This window comes from Stenotrophomonas nitritireducens (assembly GCF_050984405.1).
GTDB lineage: Bacteria > Pseudomonadota > Gammaproteobacteria > Xanthomonadales > Xanthomonadaceae > Stenotrophomonas > Stenotrophomonas nitritireducens_B.
Genome location: NZ_CP158790.1, coordinates 3,386,767 through 3,410,105 on the forward strand (window position 1 = coordinate 3,386,767; position 23,339 = coordinate 3,410,105).

The 23,339-nt window shown below is 70.4% G+C and carries 14 protein-coding genes and 3 pseudogenes; 3 read left to right on the plus strand and 14 right to left on the minus strand.

The window, feature by feature from the left end; all coding sequences use genetic code 11:
- Window positions 1–59: 59 nt before the first annotated feature.
- From ABTV91_RS15130 to nudE, 5 genes and pseudogenes are all read right to left on the minus strand, one after another.
- Window positions 60–363, minus strand: a pseudogene (locus tag ABTV91_RS15130) (Mpo1-like protein).
- Between the two features lie 38 nt (window positions 364–401).
- Window positions 402–731: a YnfA family protein gene (locus ABTV91_RS15135; protein ID WP_433854199.1), complete on the minus strand. Its 330-nt coding sequence runs from the start codon at window positions 729–731 to the stop codon at window positions 402–404.
- Window positions 731–1,588, minus strand: coding sequence for a nucleoside triphosphate pyrophosphohydrolase (mazG, locus tag ABTV91_RS15140; RefSeq protein WP_433852162.1), 858 nt, complete (start codon window positions 1,586–1,588; stop codon window positions 731–733). The genes ABTV91_RS15135 and mazG overlap by 1 nt, the downstream gene beginning before the upstream one ends.
- Window positions 1,561–2,392: pseudogene (gene cysQ / locus ABTV91_RS15145) on the minus strand (3'(2'),5'-bisphosphate nucleotidase CysQ). The gene mazG and the pseudogene cysQ overlap by 28 nt, the downstream one beginning before the upstream one ends.
- Complete coding sequence (nudE, locus tag ABTV91_RS15150) at window positions 2,371–2,919, minus strand: ADP compounds hydrolase NudE (RefSeq protein WP_433852163.1); 549 nt, start codon at window positions 2,917–2,919, stop codon at window positions 2,371–2,373. Before nudE ends, cysQ begins: the two are co-directional and overlap by 22 nt.
- Window positions 2,920–3,043: 124 nt before the next feature.
- Between nudE and ABTV91_RS15155 the strand changes: the two are divergent.
- Window positions 3,044–3,780 (plus strand): annotated as a pseudogene (locus ABTV91_RS15155) (16S rRNA (uracil(1498)-N(3))-methyltransferase).
- A 254-nt stretch (window positions 3,781–4,034) separates the two neighbouring features.
- On the opposite strand, the gene ABTV91_RS15160 reads toward ABTV91_RS15155, so the two are convergent.
- From ABTV91_RS15160 to pilG, 7 genes are all read right to left on the minus strand, one after another.
- A complete protein-coding gene (locus ABTV91_RS15160) occupies window positions 4,035–4,505 on the minus strand; it encodes a chemotaxis protein CheW (protein WP_433852164.1) in 471 nt (156 codons plus the stop codon).
- Window positions 4,506–4,530: 25 nt separating this feature from the next.
- On the minus strand, window positions 4,531–5,880 hold the full coding sequence (locus ABTV91_RS15165; protein ID WP_433852165.1) for a chemotaxis protein CheB: 1,350 nt from the start codon (window positions 5,878–5,880) through the stop codon (window positions 4,531–4,533).
- Window positions 5,867–12,601 carry an Hpt domain-containing protein gene (locus ABTV91_RS15170; RefSeq protein ID WP_433852166.1) on the minus strand — a complete coding sequence of 2,245 codons (6,735 nt, stop codon included), beginning with the start codon at window positions 12,599–12,601 and terminating at the stop codon, window positions 5,867–5,869. Before ABTV91_RS15170 ends, ABTV91_RS15165 begins: the two co-directional genes overlap by 14 nt.
- A gap of 108 nt (window positions 12,602–12,709) precedes the next feature.
- Window positions 12,710–14,746 carry a methyl-accepting chemotaxis protein gene (locus ABTV91_RS15175; RefSeq protein WP_433852167.1) on the minus strand — a complete coding sequence of 679 codons (2,037 nt, stop codon included), beginning with the start codon at window positions 14,744–14,746 and terminating at the stop codon, window positions 12,710–12,712.
- A gap of 41 nt (window positions 14,747–14,787) precedes the next feature.
- Window positions 14,788–15,318: a chemotaxis protein CheW gene (locus ABTV91_RS15180; protein WP_433852168.1), complete on the minus strand. Its 531-nt coding sequence runs from the start codon at window positions 15,316–15,318 to the stop codon at window positions 14,788–14,790.
- Window positions 15,318–15,680 (minus strand): response regulator, encoded by a 363-nt coding sequence (locus tag ABTV91_RS15185; protein WP_153190889.1) that lies wholly within the window; start codon window positions 15,678–15,680, stop codon window positions 15,318–15,320. Before ABTV91_RS15185 ends, ABTV91_RS15180 begins: the two co-directional genes overlap by 1 nt.
- 16 nt (window positions 15,681–15,696) lie before the next feature.
- Window positions 15,697–16,098, minus strand: coding sequence for a twitching motility response regulator PilG (gene pilG, locus ABTV91_RS15190; RefSeq protein ID WP_054667142.1), 402 nt, complete (start codon window positions 16,096–16,098; stop codon window positions 15,697–15,699).
- Between the two features lie 247 nt (window positions 16,099–16,345).
- Here pilG and gshB point away from each other — a divergent pair, with 247 nt between their 5' ends.
- Both gshB and ABTV91_RS15200 read left to right on the plus strand, forming a co-directional pair.
- Window positions 16,346–17,296, plus strand: coding sequence for a glutathione synthase (gene gshB, locus ABTV91_RS15195; protein WP_433854200.1), 951 nt, complete (start codon window positions 16,346–16,348; stop codon window positions 17,294–17,296).
- On the plus strand, window positions 17,293–18,183 hold the full coding sequence (locus ABTV91_RS15200) for a cell envelope integrity protein TolA (RefSeq protein ID WP_433852169.1): 891 nt from the start codon (window positions 17,293–17,295) through the stop codon (window positions 18,181–18,183). Before gshB ends, ABTV91_RS15200 begins: the two co-directional genes overlap by 4 nt.
- 39 nt (window positions 18,184–18,222) lie before the next feature.
- Here the strand turns inward: ABTV91_RS15200 and ABTV91_RS15205 are convergent, their stop codons facing one another.
- Window positions 18,223–20,169 carry a S9 family peptidase gene (locus tag ABTV91_RS15205; RefSeq protein ID WP_433852170.1) on the minus strand — a complete coding sequence of 649 codons (1,947 nt, stop codon included), beginning with the start codon at window positions 20,167–20,169 and terminating at the stop codon, window positions 18,223–18,225.
- A gap of 32 nt (window positions 20,170–20,201) precedes the next feature.
- Window positions 20,202–22,919 carry a TonB-dependent receptor domain-containing protein gene (locus ABTV91_RS15210; RefSeq protein ID WP_433852171.1) on the minus strand — a complete coding sequence of 906 codons (2,718 nt, stop codon included), beginning with the start codon at window positions 22,917–22,919 and terminating at the stop codon, window positions 20,202–20,204.
- Window positions 22,920–23,339: the final 420 nt, after the last annotated feature.

Here is a 23,339-nt window from a genome sequence, read left to right on the forward strand (position 1 = left end):
GCTCCTTGTGAGATTCGATTCGTAGGTTTCCGGATCGAGTATAGCCAGCCCGGCGGGCGCTAGAACGGCAGCCGGCCGCGCAGCACGTCGGCGAACATCACCCAGTCGCCGGCGAAGGAATACAGCGGGTGGCTGAATGTGGCCGGGCGGTTCTTCTCGAAGAACAGATGCCCCACCCAGGCGAAGCCGTACCCGCAGAACAGCGCCATCAGCGCCCATTGCCAGCGTCCGGTCATGAAGGCCGCCAGCAGGCAACAGCAGCGCGGCGCTGCTGCCCAGCACGTGCAGCCGGCGGCAGGTGCGGTTGCGGTGCTCGCTCAGGTAGTAGGGATAGAACTCGCGGAAGCTGCCGAAACGGGCCATGGCGCATCCCTCGACGGGCGATGCGCGCAGCATAGCGCCTAGGCTGCGGCGGCGCGGGGACCGGCCATGATCACGCCCATGCCCAGCAGGCACAGGCCGGCGCCGAGCAGGTCCCAGCGGGTCGGCGCCACGCCATCCACCCGCCAGAGCCACAGCAGCGCGACGCAGACATAGACGCCGCCGTAGGCGGCATAGACGCGGCCGCTGGCGGTCGGGTGCAGGGTCAGCAACCAGGCGAACAGCGCCAGGCTGGCCGCCGCCGGCAGCAGCAGCCACGCGCTGCCCTGCTGGCGCAGCCACAGCCACGGCAGGTAGCAGCCGACGATTTCGGCCAGCGCAGTCAGCAGGAACAGCGCCAGGGTCCTGATCACGGCGCGTCCTTTTCCTCGCGCTTGACCGCCTGCCACAGCGCTTCCTGCTGCCCAAGGTCCAGCGCGGCCATCGACTGCCCGCGCGCGGCGGCCAGCGCCTCCATGGCGCGGAAGCGGCGCTCGAACTTGTGGTTGGCGCGGCGCAGCGCGCTGCCGGGGTCCACCTTGGCATGGCGGGCGAGATTGGCGCAGACGAACAGCAGGTCGCCGATCTCGTCTTCCAGCCGCGCGCGGTTGTCCGAATAGGCGGCGCTCTCGAACTCGGCCTGCACCTCGCCGATCTCCTCGCGCAGCTTGTCCAGCACCGGGGCGACGTCGGGCCAGTCGAAGCCGGTGCGCGCGGCGCGCTTCTGCAGTTTCAGCGCGCGCTGCCACTCGGGCAGGCCGCGGGCGATGCCGGCCAGCGCCGAGTCATCGGTGTCGCCCGCGTCGGCGCGCTCGCGCTGCTTGATCTGCTCCCAGTTGGCGACGACCTCGCCGGCATCGCCGGCCTGCTCGTCGCCGAACACATGGGGGTGCCGGCGCAGCATCTTGCCGCTGATCGCCGCGACCACGCCGGCGAAGTCGAACGCGCCCTGCTCGCTGGCCATCTGCGCATGGAACACGACCTGCAGCAGCAGGTCGCCGAGTTCGTCCTTCAGGTCGGCCAGGTCGCCACGGTCGATCGCGTCGGCGACCTCGTAGGCCTCCTCGATCGTGTACGGCGCGATGCTGGAGAAATCCTGCTGCAGGTCCCACGGGCAGCCGCCCTGCGGGTCGCGCAGGCGCGCCATGATCCGCAGCAGGGTGCCGATATCGCCCGGCTCGCCCAGGTCGCCGGCGCCGCTCACAGCCCGGCCACCCAGTCGCGCCATGGCAGCGCCGGATCGCCCAGCGCGACGAAGTCGCCATTGAGCAGGCGCGGGCGCCGGTTGTACTGGAAAGGCTCGCCGCTGTCGGCCGCCAGCACCGCGCCGCCGGCCGCTTCCAGCACGCACTGCCCGGCGGCGGTGTCCCATTCGCTGGTCGGGCCCAGGCGCGGGTATACGTCCAGCGTGCCCTCGGCGATGCGGCAGAACTTCAGCGAGGAACCCTGGGCAACCAGTTCGATCTCGCCCATGCGCCCGAGCAGCTCGACGGTGCGGGCATCGCGGTGCGAGCGGCTGGCCGCCACCCGCAGCGGCAGCGCCGGCGGCCGCCGGGCGCCGGGTGAGGATGGCGTCCTCGCGCGCGCCATCGCGGCGCCATGCGCCTTCGCCGCGCGTGGCATGCCAGACGGTGCCGGTCACCGGCGCCTGCACCACGCCGAACACCGGCGCGCCGTCGCGGATCAGCGCGATGTTGACGCTGAACTCGCCATTGCGCTTGATGAACTCGCGCGTGCCGTCCAGCGGATCGACCAGCCAGTAGTCCTGCCACTGGCGGCGGGTTTCCCAGGGCAGCTGCGCCGATTCCTCCGACAGCACCGGCAGGTCCGGGGTCAAGCGCGACAGGCCGCGCACGATCACTTCGTTCGCGGCCAGGTCGGCGCTGGTCAGCGGGCTCAGGTCGTCCTTGTGCGCGATGTCGAAACCGTCGGCGTAGACCTGCATGATCGCCGCGCCGGCCTGCCCGGCGATGGCGATGACGGCTTCGCGCAGGGCCGTTTCCAAGACGCTCACCGCGCCGCTCCCAGCCATTCGCGGGCGATGAACAGGGCCGCCAGCGAGCGTCCTTCGGAGAAATCTTCGCGCAGCATCAGTTGGTCCAGGTCGGCCAGTTTCCAGGGCACCACTTCCAGTTCCTCGGGTTCGTCGCCGGCAAGGCGTTCGGGGTAGAGATCGCGCGCCAGCACCAGCCACGACTGGTGGCTCATGTAGGTGGGCGCCAGGGTCAGCGTGCGCAGCACGTCGATGCGGCGGGCACCGTAGCCGGCCTCTTCCTTGAGCTCGCGGTCGGCCGCCTGCTCCGGCGTTTCGCCGGCATCGATGCGGCCCTTCACCAGCCCCAGTTCGTAGCGGTGCAGGCCGGCGGCGTACTCGCGCACCAGCAGCACGGTGTGTTCGTCCAGCATCGGCACCACCACCACCGCGCCATGCCCGCGGCTGACCAGGCGCTGGAAATGCCGGCGCTCGCCGTTGGAGAACTCCAGGTCCAGGTGTTCCTGGTGGAACGGGCCGATGTCCTCTTCCCGCACCCGGTGGATGACCGGAAGCCGCCGGCTCATGCGCGGCCCCGGGCGGCGCGGCGGCGGATGGCTAGAATGCGCACTGGCAGATACGTTTCCATGAGCACGAAATGCTAGCAGACCCCGCCGTCGCGACGTCGTCCCCGCATCGCCGGAGCCGCGCATGCGCCTGACACGATGCCCCGTCGAGCTGCCGCTGCACGCCGGGCAGACCCTGTCGCTGCCCGAGGAGGCCGCCAACCACCTGGTGCGGGTGATGCGCCTGCGCGAGGGCGACGCCTGCGTGCTGTTCAACGGCGACGGCAACGATTACGCGGCGACGCTGGTCGCGGTGGGCAAACGCGACGCGCAGGTGCGCATCGACGCCGCGCACGCCCTGGACAACGAATCGCCGCTGCCCATCACCCTGCTGCAGGGCATCGCCCGCGGCGAGAAGATGGACCTGATCCTGCAGAAGGCCACCGAGCTGGGCGTGACCGCCATCGTGCCGGTGAATGCCGAACGCACCGAGGTGAAGCTGGACGCCGCGCGCGCGGAGAAGCGCATCGCGCACTGGCGCAGCGTGATCGGCTCGGCCTGCGGCCAGTCGGGCCGCGCGCGCATCCCGGCGCTGTCGCCGCCGCAGGCGCTGGCCGCGGCGGCCGCGGCGCTGCCCGCGCAGAGAGCCTGCGCCTGACCCTGGACCCGCAGGGCGAACACCGCCTGTCCGCGTTGCCGCCGGCGCCGGTCGGCGGCGTGGTGATCGCCATCGGCCCGGAAGGCGGCTGGTCGCCACGCGATCGCCAGCAGCTGGCCGACGCCGGTTTCCAGGGGCTGCAGCTGGGTCCGCGCATCCTGCGCACCGAGACCGCCGGGCTGGCGGCCATCGCGGCGCTGCAGGCGCGGCTGGGCGACCTGTAGGAACGCACTGTAGATGCGGGGCTTGCCCCGCATGCGACGCGACCGGATCGATGAAGCCCATGCGGGGCAAGTCCCGCACCTGCGGATGGCTGCGTATTCCGGTGCCAGAGCACCACGGGCTCACGCAATGAGCACGAAACAACGAGGGTTTCCGCCTGTAGCCGCCGGCGCAGCGGCAGGAACGCACTGCGGTGCGCGAGGGCACCTCATCGGGAACGCTTCATCGCGCACCGCAGTGCGCTCCCACAGATGTTTCAGGCCACCGCCGCCAGCGCGGCGAGCACCGCGCTTTCGATCGCGTCCAGATCCGGCAGCAGCGCGCTCTGTTCGCCCAGCAGCACGCGCATGTGCACGCCCTGCGGCAGGCTTTCCTCGGAGGCGTCGGCCAGCAGGCCGTCGCGCGGGACCGCGATCAGCTGCGGGAAGGACTGGGTCAGCAGCGCGAAATACGGCATCTCCGGGTTGCCGCCCAGCGCCTTGAGCACCACCACCTTGTTGCTGCCGGCGACCGGCTCGTCGCCGCCGTTGAAGCGGGCGAAGGACAACAGCGGCACTTCCCAGCCCTGCCAGGCGATGTAGCCGGCCAGCCAGTCGGGCGCACCCTCGATGGGCTCCACCGTCACCCGCGACATCATTTCGGCGACGGTGGCGTTGGGCAGCAGCACGCGCTCGGCGCCAGCCTGGATCAGGACGCCGCGGACTTCATCGTTGCTTGCATAACTCATGGTCGGTTCCTTGATCGGTTGCCGCTCAGCCGACGCTGCGCTGCGCCAGCTCGCCGGCGAGGTATTCCGGGGTGCCGGCCGGATGCCCGGCGACGGCCAGCTGGCTGGCGGCCTCCGGGTCGTAGCACCCTTCGCCGCTCTGCCCGGCGACCCAGCCGCCGCGCTCGGCGAATTCGAACGCCGCCGGCACCAGCGACGGATCCGCGCCGCTCAGCATGACCACCGCCGACCGTTCGGCCGGCAGGACCTCGAGCACCGGCGCCGGCCCGTCGACGAAACGCAGCCCGCCGGCCTGCGCCGTCACGCCGACGCCGTCCTGGAGCACGTAGACATTGCCGCCCTCCAGCGCCTGCCCGGCTTCGGCCAGCGCGACCGGCAGCATCGCCACGCGCGACATCTGCTTGACGAGGTTGGCGTAGCGGCCGCCGTCCAGGCGCATCTGCACCAGTACCGGCAGCGCATAGTCGTCCGGCAGCGCGCCCAGCAGGCGCCGGACCGCATCCGGCCCGCCGATGCCGGCCAGCAGCAGCACTGCGCCCGGCACGCTGGCGGCCGCTTCCGCGTCCAGTTCCACCAGCGACAGCGCGCCGGCGCCGAACCCGCCGGCATCGGTGGCCGGCGGCGCATCGTCCAGGACCGGCGCGGCCGGCGCGGGCGTCGGCGTCGGCGCAACGTAGGCATCGTCATCGACCAGCGACCAGCTGTGGAAGCTGCCGGGCAACGGCGCTGCGGCAGCCGGCGCCGGCCCATCGGCCACGGGCGGCAGTTCCGGCGGCCCGACCGGCGCAGCGTCCGGCGCCGCCCGCGAAGGAGCGAGCGCCATCAGTTCCTCGAAGCTCAGCACTTCCGGCCGGTCGACGGCAGCCGGCGGCGCATACAGCGTGTCGGCCGGCACTTCGTCGATATGCAGCACCGCTTCGTCGACATGGAACTGCAGCGGCGCATCGGCGTGGCGCTGGTCCGGGCGCTCGGGCATGCCCGGCTCCGGCAACGGCAGCGCTTCTTCCTCGTGGCCCGGCGGCAGCACCTGGTCGTGCCCGTGCAGCTTGGCGGCAAGGTGGCGCGTCCAGCGCTGCGCGTCCCAGCCTTCGCGGCGCGCGGCTAGCTCGGCTTCCTCGAACATCAGCTCCAGCTGCGGCGCATCCAGAACCGGGCCGAGGCGCTCGAGCGCGTCCTCCACCGCCGGCTCCAGCGCCACCAGCACCATCGCCGGCCCGACGGCCTGCAACGCCGCCGGCTCCAGCGTCTCCGGGTCCGCCTCCAGCACCAGGTCGCCGCCCGCGGCGAGCACGGCTTCCTTCAGCCGCTCGCGCGCGGCGCCCGGCCGCGCCAGCAGGGCGACCGGCCTGGCGGCGGAACGATCACTCGCGGACACGGGCGATCCCCAACAGGTCATAGACATTGCGCATCAGATCCAGCTCCTGGTACGGCTTGCCGAGATAGCGCTGCACGCCGATCTCGAATGCGCGCTGGCGGTGCTTGTCGCCGCTGCGCGAGGTGATCATCACGATCGGCACTTCCCTGTAGCGCGGATCGGCGCGCATCGCGGTGGCCAGCTCGTAGCCGTCCATGCGCGGCATTTCGATGTCCAGCAGCATCAGGTCCGGCACGCGTTCCTCCAGCCGCTCCAGCGCCTCGACGCCGTCGCGCGCGGCCACCACCTCGAAGTTGTGGCGCTCCAGCACGCGGCCGGTGACCTTGCGCATGGTCAGCGAGTCGTCCACCACCATCACCAGCGGCACGTTGCGCTGCTGGCCGACCGCGGCCGTTTCCACCGGCTGCTGCGGCTGGGCCAGGTGGCGGCGCACCAGCGGCGCCACGTCCAGGATCACCACCACGTTGCCTTCGCCGGTGATGGTGGCGCCGTAGATGCCAGGCACCGAGGCGATCTGCAGGCCCACCGGCTTGACCACGATTTCGCGGTTGCCCAGCACCTGGTCGATGGCCACGGCCGCGCGCAGGTCGCCGGCGCGCACCAGCAGCAGCGGGATCTGCGGCTGGCCTTCGGCCTTGGCCGCGGCCTGCCCGACCAGCGTGCCCAGGTCGTGCAGCGCGAAGTCCTCGCCGTTGTAGTGGTAGCCGCCCTGGCCGGATTCGAAACGCTCGCGGGCGATGCGGCCGATGCCGCTGACCGACGCGACCGGCACGGCGAAGGTGGTCTCGCCGATGCGCACGAACACCGCCTGGGTGACGGCCAGCGTCTGCGGCAGGCGCAGGGTGAAGGTCACGCCCTGCCCGCGCACGGTATGGATGTCCACCGAGCCGCCGAGCTGGCGCACTTCGTTGCGCACCACGTCCATGCCCACGCCGCGGCCGGCGAGCTGGCTGACCTGCTCGCTGGTGCTGAAACCGGAGGCGAAGATGAGGTTGTCCAGCTGCGCGTCGTCGAGCTGTTCGCCGGGCTGGATCAGGCCGCGCTGCTCGCCGCGGCGACGGATCGCCTCGCGGTCCAGGCCGGCGCCGTCATCGGCCACCTCCAGCACGATTTCCGACCCTTCGCGGCGCAGCCGCAGGGTGATGCTGCCTTCTTCCGGCTTGCCGGCGGCGATGCGCTGCTCCGGCGTCTCCAGGCCATGGGCCACGGAGTTGCGCAGCATGTGCTCCAGCGGCGCGACCATGCGGTCGAGCACGTTGCGGTCCAGCTCGCCGTGGGTGCCTTCCAGGTTCAGGTGCACCTGCTTGCCGATGTCGTGCGCGGCCTGCCGCACCACGCGGCGCAGGCGCGGCACCAGGCCGTCGAACGGCACCATGCGCGCGCGCATCAGGCCGTCCTGCAGTTCCGAACTGACGCGCGACTGCTGCTGCAGCAGGGCGTCGTAATTGCGCGACAGGTCGTCGAGCACGCCCTGCAGGCCGCCAAGGTCGGCCGCCGATTCGTTCAGCGCGCGGCTGAGCTGCTGCAGCGTGGAGAAGCGGTCCAGTTCCAGCGGATCGAACGCCTGGTCGGCCTGCTCCTGCTCGCGGCGGTAGCGGGCCACGATCTGCGCCTCGGTTTCCAGGTCCAGGCGGCGCAGCTGGTCGCGCAGACGGGCATTGGTGCGGTCCAGCTCGCCCATGGCGCTGCGGAACGCGCCCAGCTGCTGTTCCAGGCGCGAACGGTAGATCGCCACTTCACCGGCATGGTTGACCAGGCGGTCGAGCAGGTCAGCGCGCACGCGCACCTGTTCCTGCGTGCGGGTCGCGCCTTCCTCGTCCACGGCCTGCGCTTCGACCACCGGCGCGGACAGCGGCTCGGCGGCGATGCCGGTGGCCGCCAGCGGCGGCTGCGGCGCGATGTCCGGCAGGACCTCGGCGGCGCGGGCGCCGCGAACGTCGCGGGCGGTGCATCGTCGATGGCGTCGGCGGCCGATGGCAGTTCCGCTTCGCCCTCGCTCTCGCCGTCGCCCGTTTTCTGTTTCCGGCGTGGCCTCGACGACCGGCGCCCACGCTGGCGGCCAGCGCCGGCTCCTGCGCCGGCAGCGGAATCGCGGGCGCGTCGCCGCGGCCGGCGGTGCGGGCCGGGCCTCGAACGCCTCGATGAGATCGACCGGCATCTGCACCGCGCGGTGCGCGCCGGTGCGGATCAGCAGCTGGTGCAGGCGGTCGAAACCGCGCTCGAGCAGCTGCACGTCGCCGCGGCCGATCTCGGTGCGGCTGGCCGCCACCGCTTCCAGCAGCGATTCGATGCCGTGGCCGAGATCGCCGATGGCATTGATGCCGGCCATGCGCGCGCCGCCCTTGAGCGTGTGCAGATCGCGCTGCAGCCCGGCGAGCAGTTCGCGGTCTTCCGGCGCCGAACGCAGTTCGCTGATGAGGCGGTCGCAATGGTCGAGCAGGTCCTTGCCTTCCTCGACGAAGATGTCGACCAGTTCGCGGTCGAGGTCGTCGAAGTCGAGCGGGCCGGCGTCGAATGCCGCCGCGTCGACGGCGGCCGCGGGCGCGGCGTCCATCACCGGTGCCGTCAACGGCGCCAGTTCGGCCGGTGCCTCGGCGACCGGTCCGGAGGCGTGCTCCGGCTCCTCGCGTTCGGATTCGGAATCGGACTCGGTTTCCTGCTCCTGCTCCTGCTCGGATTCGGATTCGGATTCGGATTCGGATTCGACGGCAGTATCGGCGCCAGTGCCGCTCTGCTCGTCCGGCGCGTCCGTCGATTCGACGGCGTCCAGCGACAGCACCGGCGCGGCGACCGCGTCCTCTTCGGCCTGGAACGGCTCCAGGATCGCGGCATCGGACTCGCCGGCCGCATCCCCGTCATGCAGCGCATCCTGCGCCGCGACGGTGTCGTCCAGCGCCTGTCCTGCGTAATCCTCGTCGGCCGCAATGGCTTGCGCCGCGTCGGCGGGCGGTGCCGCGAACGCGGCCTCGACCGGTTCGAAGTCGGACGTCGCCATGTCCATCGCCGGCGCCGGCGCCAGCGCGGCATGCACGGACGCTTCCGGCGCGACCTCGTCCAGTTGCGGCGCGATGCCGGCGATGTCGTCCGCCTCGTCCTGCGCCGGCTGGGTTTCCACCTCGTCCTGCGGCGGACTGGAAACCTCCAGCTCCGCCCCGGCACCAGCGGCGATCGCGGCTTCCGCTTCGTCGTCGGCCTCTTCGGGCCATTCGAAGACCTGCAGCGCGGCCGCATCGTCCGCGGCAGTGGAAGGCGCGTGCGCCTCCTCGTGCTGCCCGCTCGCGTCCTGTGCCGGAACACCCGCGAACGAGGCTTCCAGCAGCGCCGGGTCGAAGTACGCGGAAAGATCGCCGATGCCGGCCAGTTCCTCGGCCACCGGCAGCGGTTCCGGCGTCTGGGCGTCGGCAGGCGCGGCGGCGGCCGGCATGTCCTCGTCGTCGATGTCCTCGTGCACCAGCGGCGGCCAGCGCACTTCCGGCAATGCGTCGGCCAGCGCCTGCAGGCGCCCGGCCAGCGGCGCGAACGACGGAATCAGCGGCGACGGCGCCTGCAGCGCGGTGATGGTGGTGGCCACGGCGGTGGCGGCCTCGCCGAGCGCGGCGACGCCTTCGCCCGTCGGGGTGACCGCGTTGGCGAGCGAGCGCTTCACGAACGATTCGACCGGCGCGGTCACCGCCGTGATCTCCGGCACCTCGGTCATCGCGAAGGCGCCGCTCATGGTGTGCACCGCGCGCAGCAGTTCCTCGGTGACCGGCTGCGGTTCGGCACGCGACTGCGACAGCCACGCTTCGACCGTGGCCAGGTGCTGCCCCACTTCGGCTTCGAGGATCTCGCGCAGCACGCTGTCCACCGAGGCCGGCGTGCCCACGGCGGCCGGCTTCGCCTCCACCCGTGCGGCGGTGGCCGCGGCGGCAGGGGCGCCGGCGACATGGAAGGCTTCCTCGCCGGCGGCGATACGGTCGGCGATGTCCTGCATGCCGAGCACGTCGGCATGGATGCGCCCGTTGCCGCGCAGGGCGGCGTTGAACTGCGGCAGCACCTCGAAGGCCTGGCCGACCATGGCCACTACCGCCGGACTCGCCGGACGGGTGCCGTCGAGCACGCGGTTGAGCATGCTCTCGATCTTCCAGCTGAACTCGCCCAGCGTGCGCGCGCCGACCAGTCGGCCGCTGCCCTTGAGCGTATGGAACACGCGGCGCACCGGGCGCAGTCGTTCCATGCTGTCCGGCGCCGCGCGCCAGGCCGGCAGCAGCCGGCCCAGGTTCAGCAGTTCCTCGTCGAACTCTTCGATGAAGACATCGCGGATGTCCTGGTCGATCTGCTCGGCATCGTTGTCGAACCCGCCGTCCACGCCGGCGCTCGCGTCCAGCGCTTCGGCGGCGGGCGCAGAGACGGGTGCGACCGGCACGGCCTCCGGTGCGGCCGGCGCGACGAACGGGTCGAACGACGCGGCGGCCTTGTCCAGCTCGGCCATGAATGCCGCCATCTCGTGGTCGGGCGCGGGCGCTTCGGAGGCCGGGGCGGTGTCGGCGGGAGCCTGCTCCGGCGCATCCATCGCCGCCGGCGCTTCGTCCTGCTGCGCGGCAGGAACGGCGGCGGACACGTCCTCGCCTTCCGCGCGCGCGACGGCCGGCTCCTCGTCCGCCAGGGTGAACTCGAACGGCGCCGCATCGAACGCCAGCGCATCGACGGTGTCCGGCACGGCAGGCGCGTCATCCGGCCCCTGCTCGGCTGCGACCGGATCGAAGGCCGGGAATGTTCCGGCGTCCGCCGCAACCTCGGCGTCCTGCGACGGCATGACGCCGTCATCGACCGGATCGGCGGCGAACGGCGCCAGGGTGATATCGGCCTGCGGGCCGGCATCCAGCTCCGCGGCGACCGGGTCGAAGGCGGGGAACGTTCCGGTGTCCGCCGGAACCTCGGCGTCCTGCGACGGCACGACGCCGCCATCGACCGGATCGGCGGCGAACGGCGCCAGGGCGATATCGGCCTGCGGGCCGGCACCCAGCTCCGCGGCGATCGGATCGAAGGACAGGAATCCGTCCGTCGCGGCCGGTTCGTGGGTCGCGGCGGGTTTGCCGGCCACTTCGCCGGACAGCCATTCCGGCATCGCGTAGCGGTCGCCGGTGTCTGACGGCGCCGGGTCGGTTTCCGCCATGTCCACGTCGAAGGCCGGGGTGGCGTCGGCGACGCCGGCGGCATCGATGCTGTCGAGCGGCGGCAGCGGCGGCGGTTCGGCAGCCACCGGCGTCACCGGTGCCGGACGCGCATGGATGGCCTCGCCGAACACCAGCGGCCGGACCTGCGCCACGGGCGCGGCAGGCTCTTCGACCTTCGTTTCCACCGCATCGAACGCCGGCGCGAAAGCGTCGGCGTAGGCCGTTGCGGCGACCGCATCGTCCTGCGTGCGGTCGGCGACAACCGGCGCGCTCGCCTCCACCAGGGCCGGAGCGGAGACCGCATCCTCCGGCGCGCCTGCCGCGGGCACCGGCCAGTAGCGCAGCGCCTCCAGGCTGCTGCGGGTGATGTCCAGGATTTCCTCGCGGCCGGGGCGACGCTCGCGCAGCGCCTCGAGGTAGTACTCCAGGCTGGCCATGGCGTCGGCCAGGGTGTCCAGCTGGCGCCCGCCGGGAATGCGCTTGCGCCCGATCAGTTCGACGCCGATGTACTGGCGCACGCCGTTCATGTAGTCCGCCGGCGTCCGCAGGTCGAGCATGCGCAGCGCGCCGGACACCTCGTCCAGCAGGCGCGGCACGTCCTGCAGGCGCGCGTGGTCCCAGTTGGTCTCGATGAAGGCAACGAAGGCTTCGCGCGCCGCGCCGAAATTGGCGATGGCCTCGTGCGCCAGCACCTCGACGGTGCGCCGCGTTTCCACCGCCGCCGGGTCCTCGTCGCCGTCCAGGGTGGCGCCGAGGTAGGCGACCTGGTCGTCCAGCGAGGCGTCGACGTAGAGCAGCGCGCCGGCGATGTCGAGCAGCAGGTTGTCGTCCAGCGGACGGCCGCCGTCCACCACGTCGCGCAGCGCGTCGCGCTGCTGCGCCACGACGCCGCGCGCCACGCCCAGCCCCATCACGCCCAGCGTGTCGGCCACGGCGCCCAGTTCGTTGACCTGGGTCTGCAGCCCGGCGGTGTCCCCGCCCAGGCGCACGTGCAGGTCCAGCGCATCCTTGATGCGCAGCAGTTCTTCCTTGACCGCGTTGCCGACCGTGTCCAGCAGCTCGCGGTTGCGGCCGCTGAGGCTGCCGCGCGCGTGTTCCAGTTCGGCCTCGCTGGCCTTGCCCGCTTCCGGGTCGAACGCCAGCAGCACGCCCTCGTTGATGCCTTCGGCCGCGCGCGCGGCGCGGATCTCGTTGAGCAGCGGCAGCAGCACGATCGGAATGTCGCGGTGGCCGTTCTGCAGGCGTTCCAGATAGTCGGGCAGCAGCACGGTGCCGCGCATCAGCGTGGCGCAGGCTTCGTCGCGGTCCGGCACGGCGCCGTCGCGCACGGCGTCGGCGAGCAGTTCCAGCTCCTCGGCCACCATCGCCGGGGCATACAGCTCGACCATGCGCAGCGTGCCCTGCACCTGGTGCAGGAAGCCGGCGCAGAAGCGCATGCGGCTGGTGTCGGCGGGGTCCTCGACGAAGTACTCGATCTCGCTGCGCGCCTGGCGCAGGGTCTCGTCCAGCTCCGGCTTGACCCAGCCCAGCGCCGCGTGGCTCATCGCATCGCGCAAGGTACTCATCGCACTCCCCCGTGCAGCATCGTTCGCATGCCGTCCGGGCGGCCCTGTTCTGCGGTATGACGACACATCATCTGCTGGTTCCTTTCCATCCCCGCCCGTTCAACCGGTTCAGGCCGGAAGCTTGAAGTCGGCCACCGAACGGCGCAGGTCCGCGGCCAGCTGGTTCAGCTGGCCGAGCGAATCGGCGGTCTGCCCGGCACCCTGCGAGGTCTGGCCGGTGATCTGCCGGATCACGCCCATGGTCTGGGTGATGTCGGTGGCGGCGGCGGCCTGCTGGTGGGCGGCGATGGAGATGCTCTTGATCAAGGTGTTGAGCGCGTTTGACACGCGTTCGATCTCGGTCAGCGCGGTGCCGGCGTCCTCGGCCAGGCGCGCGCCGGACACCACTTCGGCGGTGGTCTGTTCCATCGAGGTGACCGCTTCGTTGGTGTCGGCCTGGATGGCCTGCACCAGGCCTTCGATCCGTCGGGTCGCGCCCGAAGTGCGTTCTGCCAGTCGCTGCACTTCGTCGGCCACGACCGCGAAACCGCGGCCCGCCTCGCCGGCCGATGCCGCCTGCACGGCCGCGTTCAACGCCAGGATGTTGGTCTGCTCGGAAATGTCGTTGATCAGTTCCACGATCGAGCCGATTTCCTGCGAGGACTCGCCCAGGCGCTTGATGCGCTTGGAGGTTTCCTGGATCTGGTCGCGGATCTGGTCCATGCCCTGGATGGTCTGGCGCACCACGCCGGCGCCCTCGGTGGCGATGACCACCGAGCGCTGCGCCACTTCGGCCGACTCGCTGGAGTTGCGCGACACCTGCTCGATGGACGAGGCGATTTCGCCGATGCGGTCCGAGGCGCTGGTGATCTCGTCGGCCTGGTGGCCGGCCGCTTCGGCCAGCTGCATGGCGGTGGCCTGGGTTTCCTGCGCCGACACCGCCACCTTGCTGGAGATGTCGTTGATCGTGGTCACCAGGTGGCGCAGCTCATCCACGGCGTAGTTGATGGCGTCGGCGATGGCGCCGGTCATGTCCTCGGTCACCGAGGCCTTCACCGTCAGGTCGCCTTCGCCGAGCGAACTGATTTCGTCCAGCAGCCGCATGATCGCCTGCTGGTTGCGGCTGTTGAACTCCACCTGGGTCTGGTAGCGCAGTTCCTGTTCGCGCGAACGGCTGCGCACCGTGCTCCACACGAAGCCGATGATCGACAGCACCGACAGCGCGCCGAACACCACGCTCCACCAGAAGTTCGGGAAGATGCGGGTATCGCGGGTGGAACCGAACGCGGAGAAGGCGTCGAACAGCTTGCGGCTGCTGTCCAGCATGCGGTCCGAACCGCTGGCCAGCGCCGCGGCCGAGGACTGCGCGGCGAACAGGTTGCGCGAGCTGGCCAGGATCGCGTCGGCGTCCTTCTTCATCTTGGTCCACTGGCTGGCCGACTGCTCCAGCGCCACCTGCGCGTCGGCGTTGCGCACCGCGGCGATGCCCAGTTCCTGGTTGCCGGCGCGCAGGCCTTCGAGCACCTGGGTGAACACGGTCATGTCACGCGCCAGCGCATCGCCGGCGCCGCTGGCGCCGGGGCCGCCCGCGCGGATCTCGGTGACGCGGCGGGCCATGGAGCCCACCACCACCACCTGCTGCAGGCCGTTGTAGATCTGCGAGGACTGGGCGCCGCCGGCGGTCATGGCGCGCACCACTTCGTTCAACTGCGCCTGCAGCTGCGGCACCGCGCCGACGAAGCTGTCGGCGTTGCCGGCCAGCGCCAGCACCGCCGGTTCGCTGGCCACGATCTGCTCGGCGTTCTTGGACAGCGGCTGCCAGGTCTCGACCAGCTGGCGCAGCGGCGCGGCCACGCCGGCCTCCTCGCCGAAGCGGCCCTTCAGCTCGCCCACGGTGCGGTCGACCCGGGCGCGGGTGTCCTTGAAGGCGGCGTAGGCCTCGCGGTTGCCGGCCACCGCCTCGCGGCCCTGGTTGGCCAGCTGCTGCGACAGCACCTGCAGGTCGGCCGCGCCGGTACCCGCGCCGGCCAGGCGGCTGCCCTGCCAGGTCGCCACGCCGGTGTTGGCGCCGAATACGATCATCGACAGCACCAGCAGGCCCAGCCAGAAATTGGTACCCACGTTGCCAAGCTTGCGGGCCTTGGCGGCGTCCGGAGCAGTACTCATGTTTCGACCTCGGTATCCAATGCGGAAAGGCGGGCCCGCGCTCAGGCGGCGGCCTGCCGGAATTCAGGCGTGCGCGACAGCAGGGAAAGCGAGAACACGCCCCAGTCGTGGCCGCCGTCGGTGAAGGCGTGCTCGACGAAGTGCGCGTAGCGGCCCTGGGCGATGTCGCCGGCCGGGACCTGGCTGGACAGCTCGAAGCTGCGCTGGCCGTAGAGCTCGTCGATGCTGATGGCGACGTCGCCGCCGGTCTGGCGCATGATCAGCACGCGGTGGCCTTCCTGCTGGACGGTGCGCTGCCCTTCCAGGAAATACTTCAGGTCCACCACCGGGAACAGGTTGCCGCGCAGGTTGCCCACGCCCAGCAGCCACGGCTGCGCGCCGGGCACCGGCGTGACCGGCGGCATCGGCACGATCTCGACCACCTCGCGGAAATCGGAGACCAGGCGCCTGCTGCCGATGCGGTAGCCCACGCCGCGCCAGACGTCGGCGGAGAAATGCCGTTCCGGCAGCTGCACCGCATGCGCCAGGCTGCGCCGCTCGTAGGCCTCGAGGATGTCGAAGGGAGATCGCATCAACCCACCAGTTTGTTGATCCGCGCGATCAGGTCGTCCTCGCGCGGCGGCTTGACCACGTAATCCGACGCGCCCTGGCGCATGCCCCAGGCCATGTCGGTCTCCATGCTCTTGGTACTGACGATCAGCACCGGAATGCCGCGCGTGGCCTCGTCGCGCGACAGCGCGCGGGTGGCCTGGAAGCCGCTCATGCCGGGCAGCACCACGTCCATCAGCACCAGCTGCGGCGTCTGGCTGCGCGCCATCTGCAGGCCGTCCTCGGCGTTGTCGGTGGCGAGCACTTCGTGCCCGGCCTTTTCCAGCCATTGCGTGAACACCGCCCGGTCGGTCGGTGAGTCCTCGATCAACAGGATTCGAGCCATGTGCCTTACCCCCTGGTCAGGCGTTGACGTATGTGCGGATGGCACCCAGCAGTTCTTCGCGCGTGAAGGGCTTGGTCAGGTACTGCTCGGAGCCGACGATGCGCCCGCGCGCCTTGTCGAACAGGCCGTCCTTGGAGGACAGCATGATCACCGGCGTGGACTTGAAGAGCTGGTTGCCCTTGATCAGCGCGCAGGTCTGGTAGCCATCCAGCCGCGGCATCATGATGTCGACGAAGATGATCTGCGGCTGCTGGTCGGCGATCTTGGCCAGTGCCTCGAAGCCGTCGGTCGCGGTCACGACCTCGCAGCCTTCGCGCTTGAGCAGTGTCTCGGCGGTACGCCGGATGGTCTTCGAATCGTCGATGACCATCACCTTCAGCCCTGCGAGTTCCCCACCCGCAGCCATGTTTTCAACCATTGCGATTTCCCCGGGCGCGCAGCGCGCCATCTGTGCGTGGTGCTGCTGCGAAAGCGGTCTATATCCCAGTCCGGCCGCGAACTGTCAAGGGCCGCTACCCGCGCGGGGCCGGCGCCACGCGCAGTGTGACCCCCATCGCAGTCGTTGCGCGGGGCCATTCAGCCACGCAACGCTCCGGGCCGCGCATGGCGCTGGGCGCCCGTCGTGCCGGGACGCTACCATCGCCGCCTGACCCGAACGGCCGTGGATCATGCTGGACGTCATCGTGGTGATGGACCCCATCGCCCAAATCAAGATCGCCAAGGACACCACTTTCGCCATGCTGCTGGAAGCCCAGCGGCGCGGCCACCGCCTGCATTACGTGCGCCCCGGCGGGCTGGCGCTGGAAGACGGCGCCGCCGTGGCCGAGACCGCGCCGCTGCAGGTGCGCGACGACCCGTCCGGCTGGTTCGCCCTGGGCAGCTACGGCCGCACCGCCTTCGGTCCCGGCCAGATCGTGCTGATGCGCAAGGACCCGCCGTTCGACGGCGAATTCCTCTACGACACCCAGGTGCTGTCGGTGGCGCAGGCCGCCGGCGCGTGCGTGGTCAACGACCCGCAGGGGCTGCGCGACTACAACGAGAAGCTGGCCGCGCTGCTGTTCCCGCAGTGCTGCCCGCCGACCCTGGTCAGCCGCAGCGCGGCCGCGCTGAAGGCGTTCGCGCTCGAGCACGGCCAGGTCGTGCTCAAGCCGCTGGACGGCATGGGCGGGCGCTCGATCTTCCGCAGCGGCACCGGCGATCCCAACCTCAACGTCATCCTGGAGACGCTGACCGACGGCGGCCGCCGGCTGGCGCTGGCGCAGCGGTTCATCCCCGACATCAGCGCCGGCGACAAGCGCATCCTGCTGATCGACGGCGAGCCGGTGGACTACTGCCTGGCGCGCATTCCGCAGGGCGACGAGTTCCGCGGCAACCTCGCCGCCGGTGGCCGCGGCGAAGGCCGCCCGTTGAGCGAGCGCGACCGCTGGATCGCCGCCCAGGTCGGCCCGGAAATGAAACGTCGCGGCATGCGCTTCGTCGGCCTGGACGTGATCGGCGACTACCTCACCGAGGTCAACGTCACCAGCCCGACCTGCGCCCGCGAACTCGACGCCCAGTTCGGGCTGAACATCGCCGGCCAGCTGTTCGACGCGCTCGAGGCCGGCCTGCCGCGATGAGCGTGCCCGCGGACGCCCTGCCGCCGCCGGCGCGGGTCACCGAACAGCAGCGCCTGGGCGCCACGCTGGCGCTGTCGCTGCTGGTGCACGGCCTGCTGATCGCGGGCGTGGGTTTCGCGGTCAGCGGCAACGCGCCGCTGGTGCCGACGCTGGATGTGATCTTCAGCCAGACCAGCACGCCGCTGACGCCGGCGCAGGCCGATTTCCTGGCCCAGGCCAACCAGCAGGGCGGCGGCGACCACGACAGGCCGCAGCGGCCGCGCGACAGCCAGGCCGGCATCGTGCCGCAGCCCGACAATGGGCTGGCGCCGGTGCCCACCCGGCGCCAGGACGCCGCGGTTCCGCCGCCGCCGCAGGCGCGCGTTGTCAGCAGCACGCAGGGCGAACACCTCGTCGCCGACGCGCAGTCGCGGCCGCTGCCCGAGCGCCCGGACCGCAATGCGCCGATGACCGCGCGTGAACAGCGCGACGCGGAGATGGCGCGGCTGGCCGCCGAGGTGCACCTGCGCTCGGAGCAGTACGCCAAGCGGCCGAACCGCAAGTTCGTCTCGGCCAGCACCCGCGAGTACGCCTACGCCAACTACCTGCGCGCCTGGGTGGACCGCGCCGAGCGCGTGGGCAACCTGAACTACCCCGACGAAGCGCGCCAGCGCCGCCTCGGCGGACAGGTGGTGATCACCGTGGGCGTGCGCCGCGACGGCAGCGTGGAAAGCAGCCGCATCCTGCGCAGCAGCGGCACCCCGCTGCTCGACGCGGCCGCGCTGCGGGTGGTGGAACTGGCGCAGCCGTTCCCGCCGCTGCCCCGCACCGATGACGACATCGACATCCTGCAGGTCACCCGCACCTGGGTATTCCTGCCCGGCGGACAGCTGCACGACGACCGTTGAGCCGGAGGCGCCGGCCGATGCCGGCGCCTCCCGCCGCACTCACTTCGCCGGAGCGAGCAGCGTCTTCTTCCAGAACTCGATGCCGGCCCAGAAGATGTAATCGCGGTTCTCGCGCTTGTGGAAGCCGTGGCCTTCGTTGCGCGCCAGCACGTGCCAGGCCTCGCCGCCCTGCCCGCGCAGCGCCCTGACGATCTGCTCGGCCTCGGAGGCCGGCACCCGCGGATCGTTGCCGCCGGCGGCGACCATCAGCGGGATGCGGATCTTCCCGACATTGCGCAGCGGCGATATCTCCGCCAGCCTGGCGCGCTGGGCCGGATCGCGTTCGTCGCCGTACTCCACCCGCCGCAGGTCGCGCCGGTAGGCCTGGGTGTTCTCCAGGAAGGTGACGAAATCGGAGATGGCAACGGCGCAGCTGGCCGAGCGCAGGCGGTCGCTGTAATGCACCGCCGAGGCGTAGCACATGTAGCCGCCATAGCTGAAACCGTAGACGGCGAAGCGCGCCGCATCCAGCCCCTGGTCGCCAGCCAGCGCATCGATGAACGCGCCCACGTCCTTGACCGAGTCCTCGCGCTTCCACGGCCCGTTGTCCAGGTCCAGGAACCGGCTGCCATAGCCCGAGGAGCCGCGCACGTTGGGCAGGAACAAAGCCACGCCCAGTTCATTGAGCAGATAGTTGTCGGCGCCGAGGAAACCCGGCCGGCTCTGCCCTTCCGGGCCGCCGTGGATGTCCATGATCAACGGCCGCCTGCCGGGGAAACGGGCCGGATCGGGGCGGTACAGGAAGCCGGACACCTTCTCCCCGTCGAAACTGGCCACCTCCACGAGTTCCGGCTCGCGGTTGCGCTCCAGGTCCAGGCCGCCGGCCTCGCTCCAGGTCCAGCGCTTCACCGCCAGCGTCTTCGGGTCGATCGAATACACATCGCCCGGCACCCGGGCCGAGGACAGGCTCAGGCCGATCTCGCCCCACGGCGCGATCTGCAGCAGCCGGCCGATGCTCCAGTCCAGCACGCCTTCCGGCAGGCCATCGACCTGGCGCATGTCCTCGCCCCGGCCATCGCCCACGCGCAGCCGCGAGACGCCGGCATCATTGATCGCGTAGACCAGCACCTGTTCGTCGTCGGACACCGCGTAGTCGGTGACGTCCCAGCGCGGTTCGCGGCTGACCGCGGTGAACGCACCGCTGCGCGGGTCCAGCTTGCCCAGCCGGACGAAATCCGAATCGCGGTTGGACAGCACCCAGATCCGGCCGTCGCGGGCGTAGTGCGCATCGGCGTAGGACGCGCGCCCGCGCGCCGGGGTCAGCACCTTCATCCCGCCTTTGCGCAGGTCGATCTCGGCCAGCACGGCGTGGTTGATGGAGAGCCGGTTGATGGCCAGCGCGCGGCTGCCGTCGGGCGAGAAGTCGGAGATGTTCCAGCCGCCGCCGCTGACCTGCGCGACCATGCGGTCGCTGCCCGGCCGGGCCGGGTCCAGCACGTAGAGGTCCATGTCCGCGCCGTTGCGCCGCGAGGAGGCGTAGCCGAGCAGGCGTCCATCGCGGCTCCAGCTGCCGAACCAGTTGCGCGACCTGCCGTCGGTCAGCAGATCCAGGCGGCCGTCCTTCAGCAGGTACAGCTGGAAGAACTCGTTGCCGCCGATGTCCTTCTGCACCACCAGGTGGCCGCTGTCGCCCGGCGCGTGGCTGGCGAAGGGCACCGGCTCGGCCTCGAAGCTCAGCTGGGTGCGCGCGGCGCCAGGCGAGCGCACGCTGTGCAGCTGGTCGGTGCCGCCGAAGCGGGTTTTCATCAGGACCGAGTGGTTCTGCGGGTTCCAGCCAAGGAAGGCGGCTCGGCGGAACTCCAGGTAACGGGCGCTGGCCTCCGCGGTCGCCTCGGGAATGGCGGGAACGCCGTCGGCGTGGATCGCCGGCGGCACCGGAACCGCTGCGGCCGCACTGCCGGCGACGGCCAATGCCGCGGCCAGCAGGGTACGGATTGCATGATGCATGTGTGCTCCTTGTCGGTTGGCGGCGCGGCCGCTCAGAACTTCACCCGCACGCCGGCGGTGTAGTAAGCGCCCATGACGTCGTAGTACGGCGAGAACGTCGCGGCGATCGGCGCCTTCTTGTTGAAGACGTTGTTGGCGCTGGCGTACAGCTCGACCCTGCCCTCGCCGCCAAGCCGGTAGGCGCCGCCCACGTCGTAGTAGACATAGCTGCCGATGCGGTTGTTGACGATGTTCTGGTTGCGGTCGTAGTCGCCGGCGGACAGGTAGCGGGCGCGCGCGTTGAGCGAGAAGGCGTCGCTGTCGAAGGCGATGCTGGACACCGCGCGCCACTTCGGCACGCCCAGGCCGAATGCGTAGCCCTGCGAACCGACGTATTCCATGCGTTTGACGCCGTCGTCGGTGCTCAGGCTGTTGACCCAGGTCGCCAGGGTGCGCAGGCGCAGCCGCCCGGGCACGCCGAACAGGCTGGCGTCGCGGCGGTAGGAGGCTTCCAGGTCGACGCCGTCGGTCTTGTACTGGGACAGGTTGGTGTAGGTGGAGACGATGCGGGTGATGTTGCCGCCCGCGTCGCGCTCGACCCGGCTGCACAGCTCGGCGTTGCCGGCGGCGCAGCGGTTGAGGATGTCCTGCAGGCCGATGGTGGTGATCACGTCCTTGATGTCGATGTTGAAATAATCCATCGAGAAATCCAGGCCTTCGACCGCGCGCGGCGACCAGCTCAGGCCGGCGGTCAGGGTATCGGCGGTCTCCGGCCGCAGGCCCGGGTTGCCGCCGCCGTTGCTCAGCGCGTAGACGGTCTGGTTGTTGGTCGGATCGGTGACGTAGCTCCAGCCGGTGGTGGTGGTGGTGAACAGCTCGCCCAGGTTGGCCGAACGGATGTCGCGCGAACGGGCGAGGCGGCCGCGGAAACCGTCGAAGAACTCATTGGTGAAGCCGAGCTTCCACGACCAGATCGAGCCGGTGGTGTTGTAGTCGGAGATGCGCGCGGCCGCGCTCAGCGCCAGGTTGTTCAGGCCCGGCACGTCCTTGACCAGCGGCACCAGCACCTCGCCAAAGGCCTCCTTGACGTTGAACGAGCCTTTCATGGCGCTGAAGTTGAACGAACGGAAGGCCTTGGCCGCGTCGAGCTCGCCGACGCGCTGGTCGATCGCCTCGCGCCGCCCTTCCACGCCGAATGCCACCGAGACCGCGCCCGCCGGCAGTTCCCAGGGTTCGCCGCGCAGGCTGGCGCCGAACACGTCCAGCGTGGTTTTGGCGCGCTGCTGCGGAGTGCCGGTCACGTAGTCGATGGCCTCCTGCGACGGCGCCCCCTCGCCGAACACGTTGATCGGCACGCAGTGCATCGCCGGGTTGGCCAGGCTGACACGGCATACCGGCTTGCCGGTGGACGGATCGATCACCGAATCGACCGCATTGGCCCACGCGTCGCGAAGGATGAACCCAGGGGTATCGAAGTTGGCCTGCGCCTCGCCGTGGCTGTAGTACGCGCTCCAGCGCCAGTCGCCGGCGTAGCCGTCCAGCGCGAGCGTGGCCTGGGTGGTCTCACGCTCGAAATCGATGTGCGGGTAGTTGATGTCGTTGTTGAAGCGGCCGATGTTGATCGTCTCACGCCCTTCGACCAGCATCACATCGCGCACCTGCTGCGGCAGGAAAGCGTTGTCGATCTTGACGGTGAAACCCTCCCCGCGGTTGTGGTCGCCGAACCAGATGTAGTTGTTGTACATCCGCGAGTGGCGCACTTCGGCAGTCAGGCGCACATCGTCGTTCAGGTCGTAGCGGCCGCTGGCCAGCACCGAGTAGCGCTTCTGCGGCGCGCTGAGCGGGCTGTAGTCGTCGTTGGACGGGCCCTCGCCACCGCTCATCAGCGCACCCACAACGCGGCCGTAATGGAAGTCGCGCAGCGAACCATCCGGATTGAACGCCTTGCCCGCCAGCGCGGACGTATCCTTGGCACCGCCGGGCAGTTTTCGCGGCAGGATCAGACCACCGTACGCTGCATCGGAAAAGCCCACGTCGGGCATCAATTCGAACTGCTTGCCGTTCGAGAGCGTCGACCAGCGGCCGGCACGGCTGCGCGAACTGCGCGGCACGATGCCGTCGTTGTCGAGGAACTCGCCGCCGACCAGGAAATGGCCGCGCCCATCGGCGAAGTCCGTACCCCAGGCGGCCTCGAAACGTTTTTCCTTGCCGTCATCGTAGGTGGATTGCCCGGCCTGCACGCCGGCCTTGAAGCCGACGAAGTCGTGATCCAGGCTGATGTTGACCACGCCGCCGACCGCGCCCGAGCCCCACGCCGCGGAAGCGCCGCCGGTCACCACGTCGACGCTTTTGACGACGATCGATGGAATCGTATTGAGGTCGTTGTCGCTGGAAATGCGGCGGCCGTCCTGCAGCACCAGGGTGCGCGAAATGCCCAGGCCGCGCAGGTCGACCGGCGCGTTGCCGGCGCCGGTGTTGGAACCGGTGGTCTGCGGCGAGCTGGTCGCACGGAACTGGGGCAGGTCGTTGAGCGCGGCGCCGATGTTGGTGCGCGAGTCGAGCTTCAGCTCCTCGGCGGTGATCGGCAGGGTCGGTGTCGGCGCCACCAGGTCGGGGCGATCGATGCGCGAGGCGGACACGCTGACCGTGGCGAGATCGCTGACCTTGCGGTCGCTGCCTTCGTCCTTGGTCTGGGCATGGGCGCTGGCCGAAGCGGCCAGGGTCACCAGGACGCACAACGTCAGGGGGTGGAGCAGGAGTGGCTTGCGCATTTTTGTTCGTTACCCGGATTAGCGATGACTGGGGGGCGCCCCGCATGGGGCGCACCGACAGTGCCAACTCGTGAACGAACAATGCGCAATGTCTATGGGAAGACAAATTTCATTGCGGATGCAACCGGACATACCTGCTGATCGGAGCATCCATGCGGGGCTCAACGCTGGTGCGCGTAAGCGCTTGTTCCGAGGGGCGCGACGCCTGCCAGCCGGATTCGATTTTCCAGGCCCGTCCTCTTTTGCAGGGCGAAACGCACCCCGGTCGATGAAGCCATGAAGACCGGATTGTTTCTTCCGCAACCTCGACTGCGGTACCGGATATCATCTGAAACTGCGCGGATTTTTCGCATCCATGCAACCTGTCGCTGGCATGGACGCGCGGCGACCTGGCAAGTGCATCCTGGCGTCCTTTGCTGC

Excerpts from the sequence above, each read along its gene's own strand:
- mazG (WP_433852162.1), bottom strand. The coding sequence starts at position 1,588 with ATGGCGCGACTGGGTGGCCGGGCTGTGAGCGGCGCCGGCGACCTGGGC.
- nudE (WP_433852163.1), bottom strand. The coding sequence starts at position 2,919 with ATGAGCCGGCGGCTTCCGGTCATCCACCGGGTGCGGGAAGAGGACATC.
- ABTV91_RS15160 (WP_433852164.1), bottom strand. The coding sequence starts at position 4,505 with ATGAGTTATGCAAGCAACGATGAAGTCCGCGGCGTCCTGATCCAGGCT.
- ABTV91_RS15170 (WP_433852166.1), bottom strand. The coding sequence starts at position 12,601 with ATGAGTACCTTGCGCGATGCGATGAGCCACGCGGCGCTGGGCTGGGTC.
- ABTV91_RS15175 (WP_433852167.1), bottom strand. The coding sequence starts at position 14,746 with ATGAGTACTGCTCCGGACGCCGCCAAGGCCCGCAAGCTTGGCAACGTG.
- ABTV91_RS15180 (WP_433852168.1), bottom strand. The coding sequence starts at position 15,318 with ATGCGATCTCCCTTCGACATCCTCGAGGCCTACGAGCGGCGCAGCCTG.
- ABTV91_RS15185 (WP_153190889.1), bottom strand. The coding sequence starts at position 15,680 with ATGGCTCGAATCCTGTTGATCGAGGACTCACCGACCGACCGGGCGGTG.
- pilG (WP_054667142.1), bottom strand. The coding sequence starts at position 16,098 with ATGGTTGAAAACATGGCTGCGGGTGGGGAACTCGCAGGGCTGAAGGTG.
- ABTV91_RS15200 (WP_433852169.1), top strand. The coding sequence starts at position 17,293 with ATGAGCGTGCCCGCGGACGCCCTGCCGCCGCCGGCGCGGGTCACCGAA.
- ABTV91_RS15205 (WP_433852170.1), bottom strand. The coding sequence starts at position 20,169 with ATGCATCATGCAATCCGTACCCTGCTGGCCGCGGCATTGGCCGTCGCC.
- ABTV91_RS15210 (WP_433852171.1), bottom strand. The coding sequence starts at position 22,919 with ATGCGCAAGCCACTCCTGCTCCACCCCCTGACGTTGTGCGTCCTGGTG.